Source organism: Myxococcus dinghuensis, assembly GCF_024198235.1.
GTDB classification, from domain to species: domain Bacteria; phylum Myxococcota; class Myxococcia; order Myxococcales; family Myxococcaceae; genus Myxococcus; species Myxococcus dinghuensis.
The window spans coordinates 461,901-478,038 of the sequence record NZ_JAKCFB010000002.1; the positions used below are offsets into that span (position 1 = coordinate 461,901).

The 16,138-nt window shown below is 70.8% G+C and carries 15 protein-coding genes; 8 read left to right on the plus strand and 7 right to left on the minus strand.

What is annotated here, in order from left to right:
- Positions 1-49 precede the first annotated feature (49 nt).
- From LZ198_RS04505 to LZ198_RS04520, 4 genes are all read left to right on the plus strand, one after another.
- Complete coding sequence (locus tag LZ198_RS04505; protein WP_253970616.1) at positions 50-604, plus strand: peroxiredoxin; 555 nt, start codon at positions 50-52, stop codon at positions 602-604.
- Positions 605-610: 6 nt separating this feature from the next.
- Positions 611-1,135, plus strand: coding sequence for a carboxymuconolactone decarboxylase family protein (locus LZ198_RS04510; protein WP_253970617.1), 525 nt, complete (start codon positions 611-613; stop codon positions 1,133-1,135).
- Between the two features lie 98 nt (positions 1,136-1,233).
- Positions 1,234-1,740 (plus strand): DNA starvation/stationary phase protection protein Dps, encoded by a 507-nt coding sequence (dps, locus tag LZ198_RS04515; protein ID WP_323381921.1) that lies wholly within the window; start codon positions 1,234-1,236, stop codon positions 1,738-1,740.
- 67 nt (positions 1,741-1,807) lie between these two features.
- The gene (locus LZ198_RS04520) at positions 1,808-3,073 is read left to right on the plus strand and encodes a pyridoxal phosphate-dependent aminotransferase (RefSeq protein ID WP_253970619.1); all 1,266 of its coding nucleotides are present in this window, start codon (positions 1,808-1,810) and stop codon (positions 3,071-3,073) included.
- 99 nt (positions 3,074-3,172) lie between these two features.
- Here LZ198_RS04520 and LZ198_RS04525 read toward each other — a convergent pair whose 3' ends face one another.
- On the minus strand, positions 3,173-3,550 hold the full coding sequence (locus LZ198_RS04525; protein WP_253970620.1) for a hypothetical protein: 378 nt from the start codon (positions 3,548-3,550) through the stop codon (positions 3,173-3,175).
- A gap of 175 nt (positions 3,551-3,725) precedes the next feature.
- Between LZ198_RS04525 and LZ198_RS04530 the strand changes: the two genes are divergently transcribed.
- On the plus strand, positions 3,726-5,003 hold the full coding sequence (locus tag LZ198_RS04530; protein WP_253970621.1) for an MFS transporter: 1,278 nt from the start codon (positions 3,726-3,728) through the stop codon (positions 5,001-5,003).
- Between the two features lie 48 nt (positions 5,004-5,051).
- Here LZ198_RS04530 and LZ198_RS04535 read toward each other — a convergent pair whose 3' ends face one another.
- The 5 genes from LZ198_RS04535 to LZ198_RS04555 all read right to left on the minus strand — a co-directional run bounded on the left by LZ198_RS04535 (position 5,052) and on the right by LZ198_RS04555 (position 11,910).
- The gene (locus tag LZ198_RS04535) at positions 5,052-7,778 is read right to left on the minus strand and encodes a hypothetical protein (protein WP_253970622.1); all 2,727 of its coding nucleotides are present in this window, start codon (positions 7,776-7,778) and stop codon (positions 5,052-5,054) included.
- Positions 7,779-7,861: 83 nt separating this feature from the next.
- Positions 7,862-8,254: a hypothetical protein gene (locus LZ198_RS04540; RefSeq protein WP_253970623.1), complete on the minus strand. Its 393-nt coding sequence runs from the start codon at positions 8,252-8,254 to the stop codon at positions 7,862-7,864.
- A 31-nt stretch (positions 8,255-8,285) separates the two neighbouring features.
- Positions 8,286-9,428, minus strand: a complete 1,143-nt coding sequence (locus LZ198_RS04545) for a zinc-dependent alcohol dehydrogenase (protein WP_253970624.1) — start codon at positions 9,426-9,428, stop codon at positions 8,286-8,288.
- Between the two features lie 121 nt (positions 9,429-9,549).
- Positions 9,550-10,212 (minus strand): DNA-3-methyladenine glycosylase family protein, encoded by a 663-nt coding sequence (locus LZ198_RS04550; RefSeq protein WP_253970625.1) that lies wholly within the window; start codon positions 10,210-10,212, stop codon positions 9,550-9,552.
- 177 nt (positions 10,213-10,389) lie between these two features.
- The gene (locus LZ198_RS04555) at positions 10,390-11,910 is read right to left on the minus strand and encodes an FAD-dependent oxidoreductase (protein WP_253970626.1); all 1,521 of its coding nucleotides are present in this window, start codon (positions 11,908-11,910) and stop codon (positions 10,390-10,392) included.
- Positions 11,911-12,339: 429 nt separating this feature from the next.
- Here LZ198_RS04555 and LZ198_RS04560 point away from each other — a divergent pair, with 429 nt between their 5' ends.
- From LZ198_RS04560 to LZ198_RS04570, 3 genes are read left to right on the plus strand one after another with little or no spacing between them, the layout of a single operon-like run.
- On the plus strand, positions 12,340-14,454 hold the full coding sequence (locus LZ198_RS04560; RefSeq protein WP_253970627.1) for a PAS domain-containing sensor histidine kinase: 2,115 nt from the start codon (positions 12,340-12,342) through the stop codon (positions 14,452-14,454).
- Positions 14,451-14,861 carry a response regulator gene (locus tag LZ198_RS04565; protein WP_253970628.1) on the plus strand — a complete coding sequence of 137 codons (411 nt, stop codon included), beginning with the start codon at positions 14,451-14,453 and terminating at the stop codon, positions 14,859-14,861. The genes LZ198_RS04560 and LZ198_RS04565 overlap by 4 nt, the downstream gene beginning before the upstream one ends.
- An 8-nt stretch (positions 14,862-14,869) precedes the next feature.
- Complete coding sequence (locus LZ198_RS04570) at positions 14,870-15,736, plus strand: GvpL/GvpF family gas vesicle protein (RefSeq protein ID WP_253970629.1); 867 nt, start codon at positions 14,870-14,872, stop codon at positions 15,734-15,736.
- 33 nt (positions 15,737-15,769) lie between these two features.
- Here LZ198_RS04570 and LZ198_RS04575 read toward each other — a convergent pair whose 3' ends face one another.
- Positions 15,770-16,105, minus strand: coding sequence for a hypothetical protein (locus LZ198_RS04575; protein WP_253970630.1), 336 nt, complete (start codon positions 16,103-16,105; stop codon positions 15,770-15,772).
- Positions 16,106-16,138 lie beyond the last annotated feature (33 nt).

A 16,138-nucleotide genomic window follows, 5' to 3' on the forward strand; every position in this document is an offset into this window, starting at 1 on the left:
TCGAGGGACGGCGAGCAGCCATCCCCCCATCCCAAGGAGCTGTAACGACATGCTGACCGTTGGCGACAAGATCCCGAACTTCAAGGTCAAGGCCACCGTGAGCCTGGAGAAGGGCAAGGAGTTCCAGGAGATCACGAACGAGACCTTCAAGGGCAAGTGGCTGGTGCTGTTCGCCTGGCCGAAGGACTTCACCTTCATCTGCCCGACGGAGATCGCGGAGTTCGGCAAGAAGAACAAGGACTTTGCCGACCGTGACGCGCAGGTGCTGGGCCTGTCCACCGACAGCGAGTTCGTGCACCACGCGTGGCGCACGCACCACCCGGACCTGAAGAACCTGCCCTTCCCGATGCTGGCGGACCTGAAGCACGAGCTGTGCAACGCGCTGGGCATCCTCCACAAGGAGGAGGGCGTGGCGCTGCGCGCGACGTTCATCGCGGACCCCGAGGGCATCATCCGCCACGTGACGGTGAACGACCTGTCCGTGGGCCGCAACGTCTCCGAGACCGTGCGCACCCTGGACGCGCTGCAGACGGACGAGCTGTGCCCCTGCAACTGGAACAAGGGCGAGGAGACCCTCACCCAGAAGCTGGCGAAGGCGGGGTAACGCGTCATGGCTTCGCTCGAAGTCGTCCGCTCGGAGCTGGCGGACGCCCACAAGGACACGCGCCTCAACCTCCAGGCCGTCCTGGAAGGTGGCAGCCTCACCCCGGAGCAGCGTTGGGGCGTGGCGGTGGCATCGGCCTTCGCCGTTCGTAACGAGCGGCTGAAGGAGGCGATGCTCGAGGAGGCGCGCAAGGCCCTCGCGAACCCCGAGCCCGTCATCGAGGATGCGCGCGCAGCGGCCTCGCTGATGGCGATGAACAACGTCTACTACCGCTTCCGGCACATGATCGGGAAGGAGTCCTACTCGACCAAGCGCGCCGGCCTGCGGATGAACAGACTCGCGCAGGTGCTGACCACCAAGGTGGACTTCGAGCTGGTCTGCCTCGCGGTCAGCGCCATCAACGGCTGCGAGATGTGCATGCAGTCCCACGAGAAGGTCGTCCTCGACGGCGGCCTGTCGGAGGACCAGGTGCACGACGCGGTCCGTATCGCGGCGGTCGTCCACGCCGCGGCGGTGGGCCTGGAGTCCTAGCGCTCCGGTTCCGCGAGTCACTCGCGAGACGTACCCGCGCCCCCTGGTGGAAACGCCAGGGGGCGCTCCTTTTTCCAACGCCGCGCATCTGAAGTGGCGTGAAGAACGAAAGCGAAAGGAAGACCGCCATGTACCGCAGCCCCAGCCCCCTCCCCGAGAAGACCCGCTCCGCCATCGTCGACTCGCTCAACGCGCGCCTGGCGGATGGCCTGGACCTGCACTCGCAAATCAAGGTGGCCCACTGGAACATCAAGGGCCCGCAGTTCGCCGCGCTCCACCCGCTGTTCGAGACCTTCGCGGTGAGCCTGGCCAACCACAACGACTCCATCGCCGAGCGCGCGGTGACGCTGGGCGGGAAGGCCTACGGCACCAGCCGCCACGTGGGCAAGGCGAGCCGCCTGCCGGAGTACCCCCAGGAGACGACCCGGGACCTGGAGCACGTGAAGCTCCTGGCCGAGCGCATCGAGGTCTACCTGGAGGGCCTGCGCGACAGCCGCAGGCTGTTCGTCGAGGTGGACGACGCGGACTCCGAGGACCTGGCCACCGGCATCATCGTGGAGTTCGAGAAGCACGCCTGGTTCCTGCGCGCTTCGCTCGAGGGCTAGGCGGACGCCCCGCTCCCGGCGTCGAGGAGCGCGCGGGGAGCGGCGCTTTCGGCTAGGGTGCGGCGACGTGAGCGACGACGTCACGATTCCAGCGTTCCGCGCCGTGCCCCGCACGGGCGTCATCTACGTCACCACCGAGGCCACGCGCCGCGGCTACCGTTCCAGCGACCCGGACTGGTGCAACCTGGGCCAGGGCCAGCCGGAGACGGGGGACCTGCCCGGCGCGCCGCCTCGCCTGAACACCGTCTCCATCGACGTGGCGGACATGGAGTACGCGCCGGTGGCCGGCCTGTGGGACATCCGCGAGGCCATCGCGGGGCTCTACAACCGGCTCTACCGCCGGGGCATGCCCAGCCAGTACAGCGCGGAGAACGTGTGCCTGTCCGGGGGTGGGCGCGCGGCGCTCACCCGCGCGGCGGCGAGCCTGGGTTCGGTGAACCTGGGCCACTTCCTGCCGGACTACACCGCGTACGAGGAGCTGCTGGACGTCTTCAAGGCGTTCACGGCCATCCCCATCCTCCTGGAGGGGGAGCGCGGCTACACCTTCACCCACGAGGACCTGCGGCGCGAGGTGCAGGGCCGCGGCCTGTCCGCCCTGCTCTTCTCCAACCCCTGCAACCCCACCGGCAAGCTGGTGCAGGGCGACGAGCTGGCGCGCTGGGTGGGCGTGGCCCGCGAGCTGGAGTGCACGCTGCTCATCGACGAGTTCTACTCGCACTACATCTGGACGGGCCGCCCGGGGCACCTGCCGGTGGAGAGCGCCGCGCGCTACGTGGAGGACGTGAACCGCGACCCCATCGTCCTCTTCGACGGCTTCACCAAGAACTGGCGCTACCCGGGCTGGCGCATGACGTGGACCGTGGGCCCCCGGCAGGTCATCGACACCGTCGCCAGCGCGGGAAGCTTCCTCGACGGCGGCGGCAGCCGGCCGCTCCAGCGCGCCGCCATCCCCCTGCTCCAGGAGGACGTGGTGGTGGCGGAGACGCACGCCATCCACACCACCTTCCGCGAGAAGCGCGACCGGTTCCACTCCCGGCTGGAGCGGCTGGGCATCCGCACGGACCGCGCGCCGGACGGGACGTTCTACGTCTGGGGCAACGTGTCGGGGCTGCCGGCGCCGCTCAACGACGGCATGGGCTTCTTCCGCGCCGCGCTGGAGGAGAAGATCATCGCCGTGCCCGGCGAGTTCTTCGACGTGAACCCCGGCAAGCGCCGCGCGAGGCCCTCGCGCTTCCGCAACTACGTGCGCCTGTCCTTCGGTCCGTCGATGGAGGTGCTGGAGAAGGCGCTCGGACGGCTGGAGAACCTCATCCTCCGGCACTCCCGCGGCTGACGCGAGCGGCCCGGCCCCCATGCCGGCCCGTCCTCACCGCTCGCGACAAGCCCCGGAGGCGGGGACGACCTGCCTCCGGTGGAACCGCTCAACCGCGACTCAGAGATTCTTCTCGAAGAGGTGGACGATGCGCTGACGGCGCTCGTTCACGTAGTTCTCGATGTTGCTGAAGTTGTGCCGGTACGACAGCGTCTTGTTCTCGAACCGGTAGAAGATGCGGTCCTCCGGCTCCTTGCCGCTGAAGAAGAACTTCTTGAAGCCGTCCCGCAGCGCCTGCTTCGCGAAGTCGTCGATGGCGATTTCGCGAATGGCCAGCTCCAGGGGCTCGAAGTAGATGGCGTTGAGGCCCTTCTCCATGATGTGCGCGCAGTCCTCCGCGCCCAGGGTGTCCCACTCGGCCTCGATCTCCAGCTCGTAGCCCAGCAGCTCGCTGAGCTTCTTCTGCCAGACCGGAAGCACGTTCTGCCGGTACTGCATGATTGCGCGTCGCTCTGCCAATCCCATTGCGTGTCCTCGTGAACCTCGTTGACGGGAGAACGTCACGATTCAATGACGCCCAGGAGGGTGTCAACACTCTCCGTATGAGCCACGGAGCGGGCGCCGAGGGGCCCTGGGCACCGGGGGACACGGAGGCTCTATGCTGTGGCGCGCCATGAGACTCCCGTCGCTCCGGCTGGTGTTGCTCTGCGTCCTCTACTTCGTGCAGGGGCTGCCCTTCGGCTTCCAGGCCACGGCGCTGCCCGTCTACCTGCGCGAGCAGGGGACGTCGCTCGCCGCCCTGGGGTTCATCGGGGTGCTGGCCCTGCCGTGGGGGCTCAAGGCGACGTGGGCCCCGCTGGTGGACCGCTATCACTCCCCGCGTTGGGGGAAGCGCCGCTCGTGGATCCTCCCCATGCAGGCGGGGCTCACCGCGACGTGCGCGGCGGCGGCGCTCTTCACGTCCCCGGACGCGCTGCCCCTCCTGATGGGGCTCGTGCTGGTGATGAACTTCTTCGCCGCCACGCAGGACATCGCGGTGGACGGCTACGCGGTGGACACGCTGCGCCCGAATGAGCTGGGCCTGGGCAACGCCATCCAGGTCGTGGGCTACAAGCTGGGGATGCTCACCGGGGGCGGGCTCCTGGTGTGGGCCAGCAAGTACATCGGCTGGCCGGGGCTGTTCCTCGCCATGTCCGCGCTGTGCCTGGGCGCCTTCCTCGTGACGCTGGTCGCGCGCACGGAGTCCGCCCCGCCCCAGCCGACGGCCGCGTCCCCGGAGGCGCCCGCGAGCGAGCCGGCCGTGACGTGGGCGGTGTTCAAGGCGCACCTGTGGACGGTGGTGCGGCGGCCGGGCACCGGCTGGCTGCTGCTCTTCGTGGGCACGTACAAGTTCGGCGAGACGATGGCGGACGTGCTCTACAAGCCCTTCCTCCTCGATTCGGGCATCCCCTCCTGGCAGATAGGCCAGTGGGTGGGGACCTGGGGCAACGCGGCCTCCATCCTCGGGTCCGTCACCGGCGGGGTGCTGGCCACGCGCATGCCCGTGCTCGGGGCGCTGGCGCTCACCGCGTCGCTGCGCGTCTTCCCGCTGGTGGGGCGCTGGTGGCTGGCCACGCACGGGGTTTCGGACGAGGGCGTCATCAGCGTCACGCTGTGTGAGGAGTTCGTCGGTGGCGCCCTCACCACGGTGATGTTCGCCTTCATCATGTCGCGGGTGGACTCCACCATCGGCGCGACGCACTACACGCTGCTGGCCAGCATCGAGGTCTGGGGCAAGGCGCCCGCCGCGCCGCTCGCGGGCTGGCTCGCCGACCCGAAGCACGGACTCGGGCTGGGCTACGCCTTCGTGTTCCTGCTCGGCGCCGCGCTCTCCGTCGCCTTCCTCGCGCTGCTCGTCCCCATCGCCCGACAACGACAGCCCGCTCCCCCCCACCTCGCCCCCGCGAGCTGACGGGGGGCGCCGCATCGCCCGTGGAGTCCGGGACACGGGCGCCGAGACTCAGCGCCGAGCCCTGAACTCCAACCCGAGCGGCGCGAACGTGCCGCCCAGGTGCGTCCACTCGACCCGGACCTCGCGCCGGCCCGAAGCGGGGACGTCGAGCACGGCCAGGACCCGCCCCTCTCCGCGCCGGTCGAGCCGGACGTCCAGCCTCCGCCCCTCCACCCGCATCGCGAGCACCACCACGCCCGACTGCGGGAAGAAGCGCTCCGTGGCATGGGCGCGAGGAGCAGTCATGAGCAGCTCCACCTCGAGGGCCTCCGGGGCCGCGTTCTCCAGGACGTAGGTCAGGTCGAACGACGTCCCGCGCGCGCCATCGTTCGTCCGCGCGACCTCCGAGCGCGAGGTCCGCGAGACAGTGCCCGCATCGTGCCGGGCCTCCGCGTGCCGCGTCGACGTGGACATGACCAGGTCACCGGTGGTCGACCCACGAGACAGTGGGAGCGTCCGGCCGCCCTGGAAGAGGCTGCCGGCGTCCACCACGCCCTGGAGCGTATCGAAGCCATCACCGCGAAGCGGCGCGGCGTCCGTCCCCGCGCTCGCCAGGGGATGCGCGCCTCGCACGAGGGCCGACAGGTCTTCGTCGGTCAACGAGCCGGCGCTCGCCACCGTCGCGAGCCGGAACCGCGCGCCGGCATCCACGCCGCCCTTGCCGTCCACCGCGGTGAAGTCCACGAGCGCGCAGAGGGTGCCGCCCTTCTCGTGTCGCGCCTCCAGCACCACCACGGTCGCCCCGGGCTTCACCACGAGCGCGCCCTCGAAATAGCCCCGCGTCCCCAGCCGCGCGGTGTCCAGGTGGGACAGGTCGAGGTCCTCGCGCACGAGCGGCGCGCGCCCGCGCTCCATGTCGGGACGGTCGTCGGCGAGCGCATCGAGCCAGCCCGCGGACATCACCGCGTGCGGCCCCCGGAAGAACAGTCCACGCGGGTCCGGCGCCTTGCCCTGCCCGTCTTCCGCGTCCACCAGGCCCGTGAGGTCTTCGTCGAGGGGCTGCTCGCCCCTGGGGTTGAAGGGCGTGGTCCCTTGCGTCGGTCGGGGGAACTGCGGGGTGAGGTACTTCGAGAACAGACAGCCCTTCACTCGAAGATGGATGGGCCGGCCCGACGTGTTGCGCAGCACCACGGAGAACCGCTGGTCCGCGGAGGGAGGCGTGGCCGGCTCACGGCGGCCCTCGACGGCGTCCACGAACGCCTCGCCCACGCGGTTGACGACGCGGGTGAACAGGCGCGCCGCGCCCGGAAAGGTCGGGCCCGCTTCACTCTTGCCCGGCACCGTCTTGCCTATCGTCGAGCCGAGCACCCCGGGCGTCCGGTACACCTCCGGCTCCGCGAGGATGAGCAGCGGCGCGCCGCGAAAGGTCCCCTCGATGGGGGCCAGCAGGGAGAGGGGCAACACGTCGGCGTCGACGTCCCCCTCGTTCAACGACGGACGGGTGTTGGGGACGACGGCAGGTCGTCGCGAGCGCAGGTCCTCCGTGGAGTCCGGATGGGGGTCCACGACCGGAGCCCTCACCGCTCGCGACGACTGGCTCCCTGGAGATTGCCGCAAGGGCAGGAGCGTGCCGAGTCGTTCGGGAGAAAGGCGCGTGGCCGCGTCCGAAGCCTCGAGTGGCCCTCCCGCGAGGGCCTTGCCATTCCGCCCGTTCCCGGCCCGCTGGGGCGCAGGAGGAGCCTCGACAGAACCTCCGGCCAGCAACGCGTCGAGGTCTTCATCCGTGGGTCGCGCGGACACCTCCGCGGCTTCGCTGGACACTCCCGTGAGAAGCACGTCGAGGTCATCGCCCGCGGCATCCTCGGATGCATCCGATGCGTCGCCGAGGGCGTTCGCGACCCGCGCGTCGCGAGCCCTACTCGTGGCGGTCTCGTCCCCATCCGAGCCATCCATGCGGGCCCCCGCGACCCGCGCATCGAGAGCCCTACCCGTGGCGGCCTCGTCCCCATCCACGGCATCACCGAGGGCTTCCGCGACCAGCGCATCGAGAGCCCCACCCGTGGCGGCCTCGTCCCCATCCACGGCATCGCCAAGGGCTCCCGCGACCCGCGCATCGAGAGCCCTACCCGTGGCGGCCTCGTCCCCATCCACGGCATCGCCGAGGGCTCCCGTGACCAGCGCATCGAGAGGTCCTCCCGCGGTCGGCTCGCCCCCGTCCGATGCATCGTCGACGAGGGCATTCGCGACGAGGGCGCCGAGGGCGCCGCCCCCGACATCCACCGAAGCACCCTTGGTGGCCGCTCGACGGCCCCCCGCGGTGCCTCCGATGGGAACCGCCGGACCTCGGCCCCCCTTGCCGGACACCGCAGTGGAGCCCACGGGCGTCCCCGCGCCGGTCGCGCCGGCGGCCTTCGACGGAGCACGCTTCGCGGCGGCGGGCGCCTGCTCGACACCGGATGGCTTCGACTGCGAGCCCCGACCGCTCGATGGCGCTCCCGACGGCTTCGCCTTCGCCCCCTTGGCGGAGGCGCCCACGCCCGCGGACTTCGCCTGCGGAGCCCGCCCCGCCGAAGCGGCCTGCTTCCCCGGAGCCTTGCCCGCGACGGGCGCCGGCGTGGCCTTCGCCGGCGTGGGAGCCTCCGGCTTCCGCCCGGCCTTGCGGACCTCCGCCTTCTTCCCGGCCTCCGCGCCCTGCTGCGCGGCGGGCTTCTTCGGACCCGAGGGTTCCGACGGCTTCGGCGCCGGGACGGGGGGTCGAGAGGCCGGACGTTTCGGGGGAGGCTTCGCGGGCGACATGGGGCGATCCTCACAGAGAACGCGTCACAAGTCGCCCCACCTCCGCCCGCACCCCTTCCACCACGGGGTGGGAGTCCGTCGGCTCACCGCGTCGTCAGCTTGCGCAAACCCCAGGCCGAGAGGGACAGGACGCCCAGGACGGGCAGCCCCCATGAGAGCCCTCCGCGCAGGCGGTGCTCCCAGACATCGACCCGGTCCGCGAACATCAGCGTCAGCCAATGTCGCGCCAGGTGGTCGGGGAACCGGTACGCCTGTTTGCGCAGCAGGCCACTCAACCCGCGAGGCGGCTGCGCGGTGCCGAAGACCGGCGGGAACCGCGCGCGCCCCACGTGCTTGAACACGAGGACGTCCGAGCGCTGGGGAAGGATGGGGACCCGCGCCCCGGGCAACGGCTGGGGCGAGTGCTCCATGGGAACCCCCGGGCGGCTGGCGAAGTCCAGGTCCGCGGCGGCGCCAGGAATGGGCGTGTGTTGCATGGCTCGACTCCTTGCTGTCTGGGCTCGAAGGTCACTGCGGCGTGAGGACACACTTCACGCAGCCGTCCTGCTTGTTCGCGAACAGGTGGTAGGCCTCGGTCGCCTGCTCCAGGGGGAAGCGGTGGGTGATGATGCCCTTCGTGTCGATGAGCCCATCCCGGATGTGCCCCATCAGGTGCGGCATGTACCGGCGCACGTTGCACTGGTTCATCCGCAGCGTGAGCCCCTTGTTCATCGCCGTGCCGATGGGCATCAGGTTCCACGGCGGCCCGTACACGCCGACGATGGAGACATTGCCCCCCTTGCGCACCGCCTCGATGCACCAGGTCAGCACCGTGGGGGCGCCCGCCTGGAGCTTCAACCCCAGCCCGAGCATCCGCTGCGCACGAGAGCCCGACGCCTCCATCCCCACCGCGTCGATACAGACGTCCGGCCCGCGTCCGTCGAACAAGTCCTTCAGGAAGAGGACCACGTCGTCCACCTCTCGGAAGTCCAGCGTCTCCACCTTCGCGTACCGCTCCGCGAAGTCGAGCCGGTACTTCACGCAGTCCACCGCCACCACGCGCCGGGCGCCCATCAGCCACGCGGAGCGCATGGCGAACAGGCCCACGGGCCCCGCGCCGAACACGACCACCGACTCGCCGCCTTTGATCTCCCCCATCTCCGCGCCCATGTAGCCGGTGGGGAGGATGTCGCCGAGGAACAGCGCCTCCTCGTCGTCCATCCCATCCGGAATCTTCATGGGCCCCACGTCCGCGAAGGGCACGCGCACATACTCCGCCTGCGCGCCGTCATAGCCGCCCGTGGTATGCGAATAGCCATACACACCACACGCGATGTCGCTCTCGGGGTTGCTGTTCTCGCACAGCGCCGTCAGGCCCCGCTGGCAATAGAAGCAGCCGCCGCAGGAGATGTTGAAGGGCACCACCACCCGGTCGCCCTTGCGCAACTGCGTCACCTCCGAGCCCAGCTCCACCACCTCGCCGGTGAACTCGTGGCCGAAGGTGTGGCCCACGCGCGTGTCCGGCACCATGCCGTGCAGCAGATGGAGGTCCGACCCACAGATGGCCGAGCGAGTGACCCGGAGGATGACGTCCTGCGGATGCTCGATGATGGGGTCCGGCTTGTCCTCGACACGAACCCGGAAGGGCCCCTGGTAGGTCAGTGCGCGCATGCGGTCCTCTCTTCCCGTGTTCCTACGGGTGAGGATTCACGCGCGGCGTCGCAAGGCACGCGGCCCTCGGGCCCCTGCCCGCCCCCTCGCCACCCAGGACGACCCGGGCACGCTCAGCGGGCTACGGCTCCCATGACAGCTCCGCCGCGCGCCACAGGTACCAACTGGCCACCGTGCGCCAGGGGCGCCAACGCTCACCGTGCTCCAGCAGCGCCTTGGGACGGGGCATCTCCGGCAGGCCGTACGCGAGCATGAAGCCCTTGCGCACGCCGAAGTCGTCCACGGGCAGCACGTCCGGCCGACCCAGACGGAAGATGAGCAGCATCTCCACCGTCCACTGGCCGATGCCCCGCACCTGGGTGAAGTGCTCGATGAGCGCCGCGTCGTCCATGCGCCGCACCTTCGACAGCGGCGGCACCGTTCCCTCCAGCGACTTGCGCGCCAGGTCCTGGACGGCGGCGAGCTTGTTGGCGGACAGCCCCGCCTCGCGCAGCTCGGCCTCCGAGGTGGAGAGCAGCGCCTGGGGGGTGAAGTTGCGCCCCTTGCCCACGCGCTCGCTCACCCGCTCGAAGATGGCGGCGGCGGCGCGACCATGTAGTTGTTGGAACACGATGGAGCGCGCCAGCGCCGCGAAGGGACTCTGCAGGGGCGTGAGCTCGAGGCGGAACGGCCCCACCCGCTTCATCAGCGCGCCCAGGGTCGGGTCGGCGCGCCCCAAGGCGCGGCGGACGGCGGGAGTGAAGGCATCAGGCAGGCGCGGAGCGGCGGGAGCGGAACGCGGCATGGAGGGGCTGAATGCTGCCGTTCCCACCGCTCCGCGCAACCCGTTTCTTGCGGGAGCGACACACGGCACGACGTGGTGCGCGTTCCGCGCCGCGAGCCCCCGCGTCTTCGCGCTGGACCCCGGGTCATCCAGCTCCATCTGGAGCAGGTCCGCGATGCCGCGCTCGGCGGCCAGGCGCTACTCCGGGAGCTTCGGGAGCTGGCGCGACGGGAGGTCCTTCATGGCCGGCCCATTGAGGACCTTGCCCGTGGGGCTGTAGCGCGCCCCATGGCAGGGGCAGTCCCATGAGCGCTCCGCGCCGTTCCAGTGGACGTGGCAGCCCAGGTGCGTGCACACCGGGGACACCGCGTGCGCCGTGCCGTCGGGTTCACGGTAGACGGCCACCTTCTGCCCCTCCACCTCCAGCACCTTCGCCTCGCCCGGGGCCACCTCGGACAGGTGCTGGGCCTCCGGGCGCGAAAGCCGGTCCGCCACGAAGCGGAAGGCCACGTCCGCGTTCTCCTGGAGGAAGTCCCTCACGCCCGCCAGCGGCTTCTTCCGGGACGGTGAGTACAGCGCGGTGAAGGGGCTCTCGTTGCCGAGGATGAGGTCGGTGAGGAGCATGCCCGCCAGCGTGCCGAAGGTCATCCCCGTGCCGGAGAAGCCGGTGGCGACGTGGACATGGCGGCTGCCGACGTTGCGCCCGATGAAGGGGAGCCCGTCCACCGGCTCGATGACCTGTCCCGACCAGCGATGGGTCAGGCTCCGCACCGGGAAGCGCTTCAACGTGTAGTCCTCGAGCGCGGCATAGCGCCGGTCCGTGTCCTGCTCCGCGCCCACCTTGTGGTCCTCTCCGCCGACGATGAGATACACGCGCCCGTCCACCCGCTGCGTGCGGAGGTAGTGATAGGGCTCCTGGGAGTCGTCGTACTGCGCCGCCTCCAGCGGTGACTCCAGCGGGCCGGCCACCGCGTAGGTGCGGTACGGGTACAGCCGGGTCTGGAGGGCCACGCGGTTGAGCGGGACGGTGGTGGCCTCCACCACGTCCGTGGCGGTGACGACGCCGTGGTCGGTGACGACGCGGCACGGCGTGCCCTCGTGAATCTCCGTCACCCGCGTCTGCTCGAGGACGTGGCTGCCATCCCCGGGGATGCGGTCGGCGAGCCCCAGCAGGTACTTGCGCGGATGGACCAGGGCCTGGTCCTCCACCCGCATGGCGCCCTTCACGGGGAAGGGCAGCGGCACGCTGCGCACCAGCGACGCGAGCAGACCGGCGTCACGCGCCTCGGTCAGCTCCTGCTCCAGCGCCTCCAACTCGCGCGTCGTCTCCGCGAAGCGGAAGGCGGGCACCCGCTGGAAGTCGCAGTCGAGCCCGAGTGTCTCGACGAGCGTGGCCACCTGCTCCAGCGCCACGCGGCTGGACGTCGCCGCCAGCCGCGCGCCCTTCTCGCCGAAGTCCCGGCGCAGCGTGGAATAGGGCGTATCCAACAACTCCGTGAGGTGGGCGGTGGTCTGCCCCGTCTGTCCCGACAGGACCCGGTGCATCTCCAGCACCGCCACCCGCTTCCCCGCGCGCTTCAACAAGAAGGCCGTCGTCAGCCCCGCGATGCCTCCGCCGATGACCGCCACGTCGACCGTGAGGTCGCCCCGCGCCACCGGGAAGTCGCGCGGCGGCGCCGTCACCGTCCAGAGGGACCTGTGGTTGCGCGTGTCATCCATGAACCAAGGCTAGGGACGCGGGCCAGGAGCGATAACCCGACGGATGTCCACGCACGGCCCGCCTGCCTGCCCAGCTTCGAAGCGCTCCAGGATGTACACGAGCGGACAGAGTCGGGGCCCGGGTGTTGGCAAGTCGCGCGGGGGCGTGAAGCTGCTGTGGGGAGGCCCTGAAGGCCACGCTAGAAGGGGGTCGGGTCGGCCCTGGGGAGCGATAGCGGATGCCCGTGGATAAACTGGCTGGGAGCGCCAGCCTCGTCGACGTGATGGATCGGATCCTCGACCAGGGGCTTCGCTGGGACGAAGCCACCGCGAGCACCCTCCGCCACGTCCCCTGGTCTTCCGCGCGCGTCGTGGTGACGTTCGTGGACGTCCGGGCCGATGACACCTCCGACGGTTCGGCACCTCGACCTTCTTCCGGAGTCTGACGCATTGGCCTCCTTCGCGCCCCTGGCTCCCTCGCCCCCGACCTCCACCGCCGAAGCACGCCTCTCCCTGACGGAGCTGCTGTTGGCCTGCGACGCGGCGCGACCGTGCGCCGAGGCGGTCGTGGAGTGGCTGACGGTCCATGCGCGGGCCGCCGCCGCCGCGTGTGTGGCGCGAGAGGAGCCCGGTGGACGGCTCGTCTGTCTCGCGGCCCGGGGGTTGTCGGAGGCGCAGTGCGCGTCGCTCGAGCCCCAGCAGGACGACACGCGCCACCCCCTGGTGGAGGCCCTGACCCGGGACGCGCCCCACTTCCTGCCGTCCCCGAGGCCGCCGCTGCCGCGGGGGGAGACGGCGGAAGGCCTGTTCACGGTGCCGCTGGGACATGCGGGCTCGCCGCCGGTGGGGCTGCTGCTGGTCTGGGCGAGCGGTCCGGCGCTGCCCTCCGAGGTCTCCTGGGTGGCCAGCCACGCGGGCCCCTTCCTCGCGCGTCAGGCCACGGGCCCCCGGGGGACGGGCGGCAGTGACTTGTTCCGCCGCATCATCGACGCGGTGGTGGACCCCATCCTCCTGACCGACCTGGTGGGGCATCCGCATCTGGCCAACGCGCGCGCGGAGGCGCTGCTGGTGGCCAATCCCGGCTCGAGCGAGGGGCGGCGGCGCGCGGTGCGCCTCAACCAGCGCGTCCTCGCCGCCGCGCTCGCGAGCACGGCCAGCGGCGGCGTCCCGGGCCCGAGCCGGCGCGAGGTGCCGCTGGTGGACCCGGTGGAGGGCATGGACCTGCTCTTCGAGCTCGTCACCCAGCGGGTGTACGAGCCGGACGGGCGCGAGGCCATGGTGAGCGTGCTGCGCAACGTGACGGACCTGGGCCGGGCGACCCAGGCGCTCGGGGAGAGCTACCGGCGGCTGCGCGCCACCGAGCGCGAGGCGCGCAGCGAACGGCACCGGCTGGACCGGGTGCTCGACTCGGTGGCGGACCCCATCATCCTGTCGGCGCCGTCCGGGGGCACGGTGATGATGAACGACCCGGCGGAGAAGCTCTTCACGCCCCCGCCCAACGCCGGGCGCCCCGCGCAGCGCCGCGTGCGCACCAACCACGCGACGTTCGCCTCGTTCCTCGCCAACCTGCTCGGCGCGGAGGGCAGCCTGCGCTGGCGCGGGCAGTTGAGCCTGGTGGACCCCGCCAGCGGCGCCACGCGGCCCATGGAGGCGGTGGCCAGCAAGGTGATGGGCGACGGCGGCGAGCTGACGGGCATCGTCACCCTCTTCCACGACCGGAGCGAGGCGCTGGAGAAGGCGCGGCTCCTGGAGCGGCTGCGGGAGGTCTCCACGCTGCTGGAGGCGCGGGTGCAGGTGGCCACCGCGGAGCTGGCGGAACAGAACGAGAAGCTGCGGCGGCAGGCCATCCAGTTGGAGCAGGCCAGCGCGGCCAAGTCGCAGTTCCTGGCCAACATGTCCCACGAGTTCCGCACGCCGCTCAACGCCATCCTCGGCTACACCAACATGCTCCTGCAGGGTGTGTCCGGGGAGCTGTCCCCGGCGCAGAAGCGCAACCTCACCCGCATCGACTCCAACGGGCGGCACCTGCTGGAGGTCATCAACGAAATCCTGGACATCACCCGCATCGAGGCGGGGCGGATGCCGCTGAACCTGTCGGACTTCCGGATTCCGGAGCTGCTCCAGGAGGTGATGGCGGAGATGGACCCCATCATCGCGCGCAGCAAGCTGGCGGTGAGCACCCACCTGGCGCCCAGGCTGCCGCAGGTGCATGGCGACCGTCAGAAGGTCAAGCAGGTCGTGCTCAACCTCCTGTCCAATGCGTTGAAGTTCACGCATGAGGGGGCGGTGAAGGTGTCGGCGGAGTACGCGCCGTCCACGGCGATGCTGTCCATCTCCGTGTCGGACACGGGGATTGGCATCGACCCGGCCCAACAGGAGAAGATCTTCGAGGACTTCCAACAGGTGGACAGTTCCCCTACCCGCGCCTATGGAGGCACCGGCCTGGGGCTGTCCATCTGCCGTCGACTGGCCACTATGCTGGGGGGCCGCGTCTCCCTCCAGAGCACCCCGGGACAGGGGTCGACCTTCAGCTTGCACTTCCCACGACGCACGAGGCGGACATGACGAACTCCTCCCCGACCCTCAAGCCGCTCGTGCTCGTCGTCGACGACTACGACGACGCGCGAGAGATGTACGCGGAGTACCTGGAGTTCTCCGGCTTCCGCGTGGCGCAGGCGAGGAACGGCCAGGAGGCCCTGGACCAGGCGTTCGCGCTGACGCCGGACATCATCCTGATGGACCTGTCGTTGCCCATCATCGACGGCTGGGAGGCGACGCGGCGGTTGAAGAACGACGCGCGCACCCGCGCCATCCCCGTCGTCGCCCTCACCGGCCATGCGATGACGGGGCAGTCCGACGAGGCGAAGGGCGCCGGCTGCGACTCGTTCGTCACCAAGCCGTGCCTGCCGGACGAACTGGTGGCGGAGGTGCGTCGCATCCTCGCCCTCCAGGGAGGCGCCCAGGCCCGCTAGGAGCGCGCATGCCCCGGTCCTCCCGTCCCAAGGCGCCCGCACACAAGTCGGGCAAGAGGAGCGTCGCGACGCGCGCCAGTCCCAAGCGCGCGCCGGAGGCGAAGCCCCGCCCGGCGCCCGAGAGGGCGCGCGCGGAGGCACCGGAGGGGCCGCGCTATCTGTACGGCGTGGTGCGCGCGCGGGAGCCGCTGGACTTCGGGAGCATCGGGTTGGGGGTGCCGCCCGCGCAGGTGCGCGCGGTGACCGAGGGCGACCTGGCGGCGCTGGTCTCCGCGGCGCCGGGGCTGGCGGTGGGGCCGACGCGGGCGAACCTGCTGGCGCACCAGCGGACCACGGAGGTGGTGTTGCGCGAGCACACGGTGCTGCCGGTGGCGTTCGGCACGGTGCTGCCCTCCGAGGCGCAGGTGCGCGCGCTGCTGCGCTCGGCCCGGGACGTGCTGGTGGGCGCGCTGACGCGGTTGGAGGGCAAGGTGGAGTTGGGGTTGAAGGTGCTCTACCACCGCGAGCACCTGGCCCGGCGGCTGGAGGGTGAGGACGCCCGGCTCAAGCGCCACGCGGACGAGTCCGAGTTGGAGCACGAGCGCCGGGTGGGGAGCGCCGTGGAGACGCGGGCCTCGTTGGACATGGCCGCGATGCTGGAGGGCCTGCGCTCGCTGTCGGTCGCCTCGCGGACGGCGTCTCCCGTGGGCGAGCGGATGCTGCTCAACGCGGCGTTCCTCGTGGTGCGCGAGCACGTGCAGGACTTCGACGCGAAGGTGCGGATGCTGGCGGCCCGCTCGGACTTCTACGCGTTCCGCTTCACCGGACCGTGGGCGCCGTACAGCTTCGTGGACATCCGGCTGGGACTGGAGCTGGACTCCGGCGCGGCGGCCTGAGGGACGCCGCCGCGTCCGCCTTCTCCTGTCCGCTCAGCGCAGCCCCGAATCGTGGGCGTCGAGGTCGTTCTCGGTGACCTTCGTGTCCACGGCGACGACGAGGTAGTGCCGCTCTCCCTGGAGGAAGACGTTCACGTGCCGCGAGTCGACGTCCGGGCGGAAGACCGTCTGCAGTCGCGAGAGGTCACTCACGAATGGCGGAACGAGCTGGACCTCGCCGAGCGTCGTCGGCAGCTCGAGGTACTCCACGCCCGAGAAGAGGATGTCTACGTTCTTTGGATGCTGCTCGCTCTTCGCGGCACGAACGAGGAGCTGCTTCTGCCTGACGCGGTACTCCAACACCTGGAACGTACGTCCGGGAAATCTCATGGAGCGGTCTCAGCGGTCGAACGGTGTGACGAG

Excerpts from the sequence above, each read along its gene's own strand:
- LZ198_RS04505 (WP_253970616.1), top strand. The coding sequence starts at position 50 with ATGCTGACCGTTGGCGACAAGATCCCGAACTTCAAGGTCAAGGCCACC.
- LZ198_RS04510 (WP_253970617.1), top strand. The coding sequence starts at position 611 with ATGGCTTCGCTCGAAGTCGTCCGCTCGGAGCTGGCGGACGCCCACAAG.
- LZ198_RS04525 (WP_253970620.1), bottom strand. The coding sequence starts at position 3,550 with ATGCAGTACCGGCAGAACGTGCTTCCGGTCTGGCAGAAGAAGCTCAGC.
- LZ198_RS04530 (WP_253970621.1), top strand. The coding sequence starts at position 3,726 with ATGAGACTCCCGTCGCTCCGGCTGGTGTTGCTCTGCGTCCTCTACTTC.
- LZ198_RS04535 (WP_253970622.1), bottom strand. The coding sequence starts at position 7,778 with ATGTCGCCCGCGAAGCCTCCCCCGAAACGTCCGGCCTCTCGACCCCCC.
- LZ198_RS04540 (WP_253970623.1), bottom strand. The coding sequence starts at position 8,254 with ATGCAACACACGCCCATTCCTGGCGCCGCCGCGGACCTGGACTTCGCC.
- LZ198_RS04545 (WP_253970624.1), bottom strand. The coding sequence starts at position 9,428 with ATGCGCGCACTGACCTACCAGGGGCCCTTCCGGGTTCGTGTCGAGGAC.
- LZ198_RS04550 (WP_253970625.1), bottom strand. The coding sequence starts at position 10,212 with ATGCCGCGTTCCGCTCCCGCCGCTCCGCGCCTGCCTGATGCCTTCACT.
- LZ198_RS04555 (WP_253970626.1), bottom strand. The coding sequence starts at position 11,910 with ATGGATGACACGCGCAACCACAGGTCCCTCTGGACGGTGACGGCGCCG.
- LZ198_RS04565 (WP_253970628.1), top strand. The coding sequence starts at position 14,451 with ATGACGAACTCCTCCCCGACCCTCAAGCCGCTCGTGCTCGTCGTCGAC.
- LZ198_RS04570 (WP_253970629.1), top strand. The coding sequence starts at position 14,870 with ATGCCCCGGTCCTCCCGTCCCAAGGCGCCCGCACACAAGTCGGGCAAG.
- LZ198_RS04575 (WP_253970630.1), bottom strand. The coding sequence starts at position 16,105 with ATGAGATTTCCCGGACGTACGTTCCAGGTGTTGGAGTACCGCGTCAGG.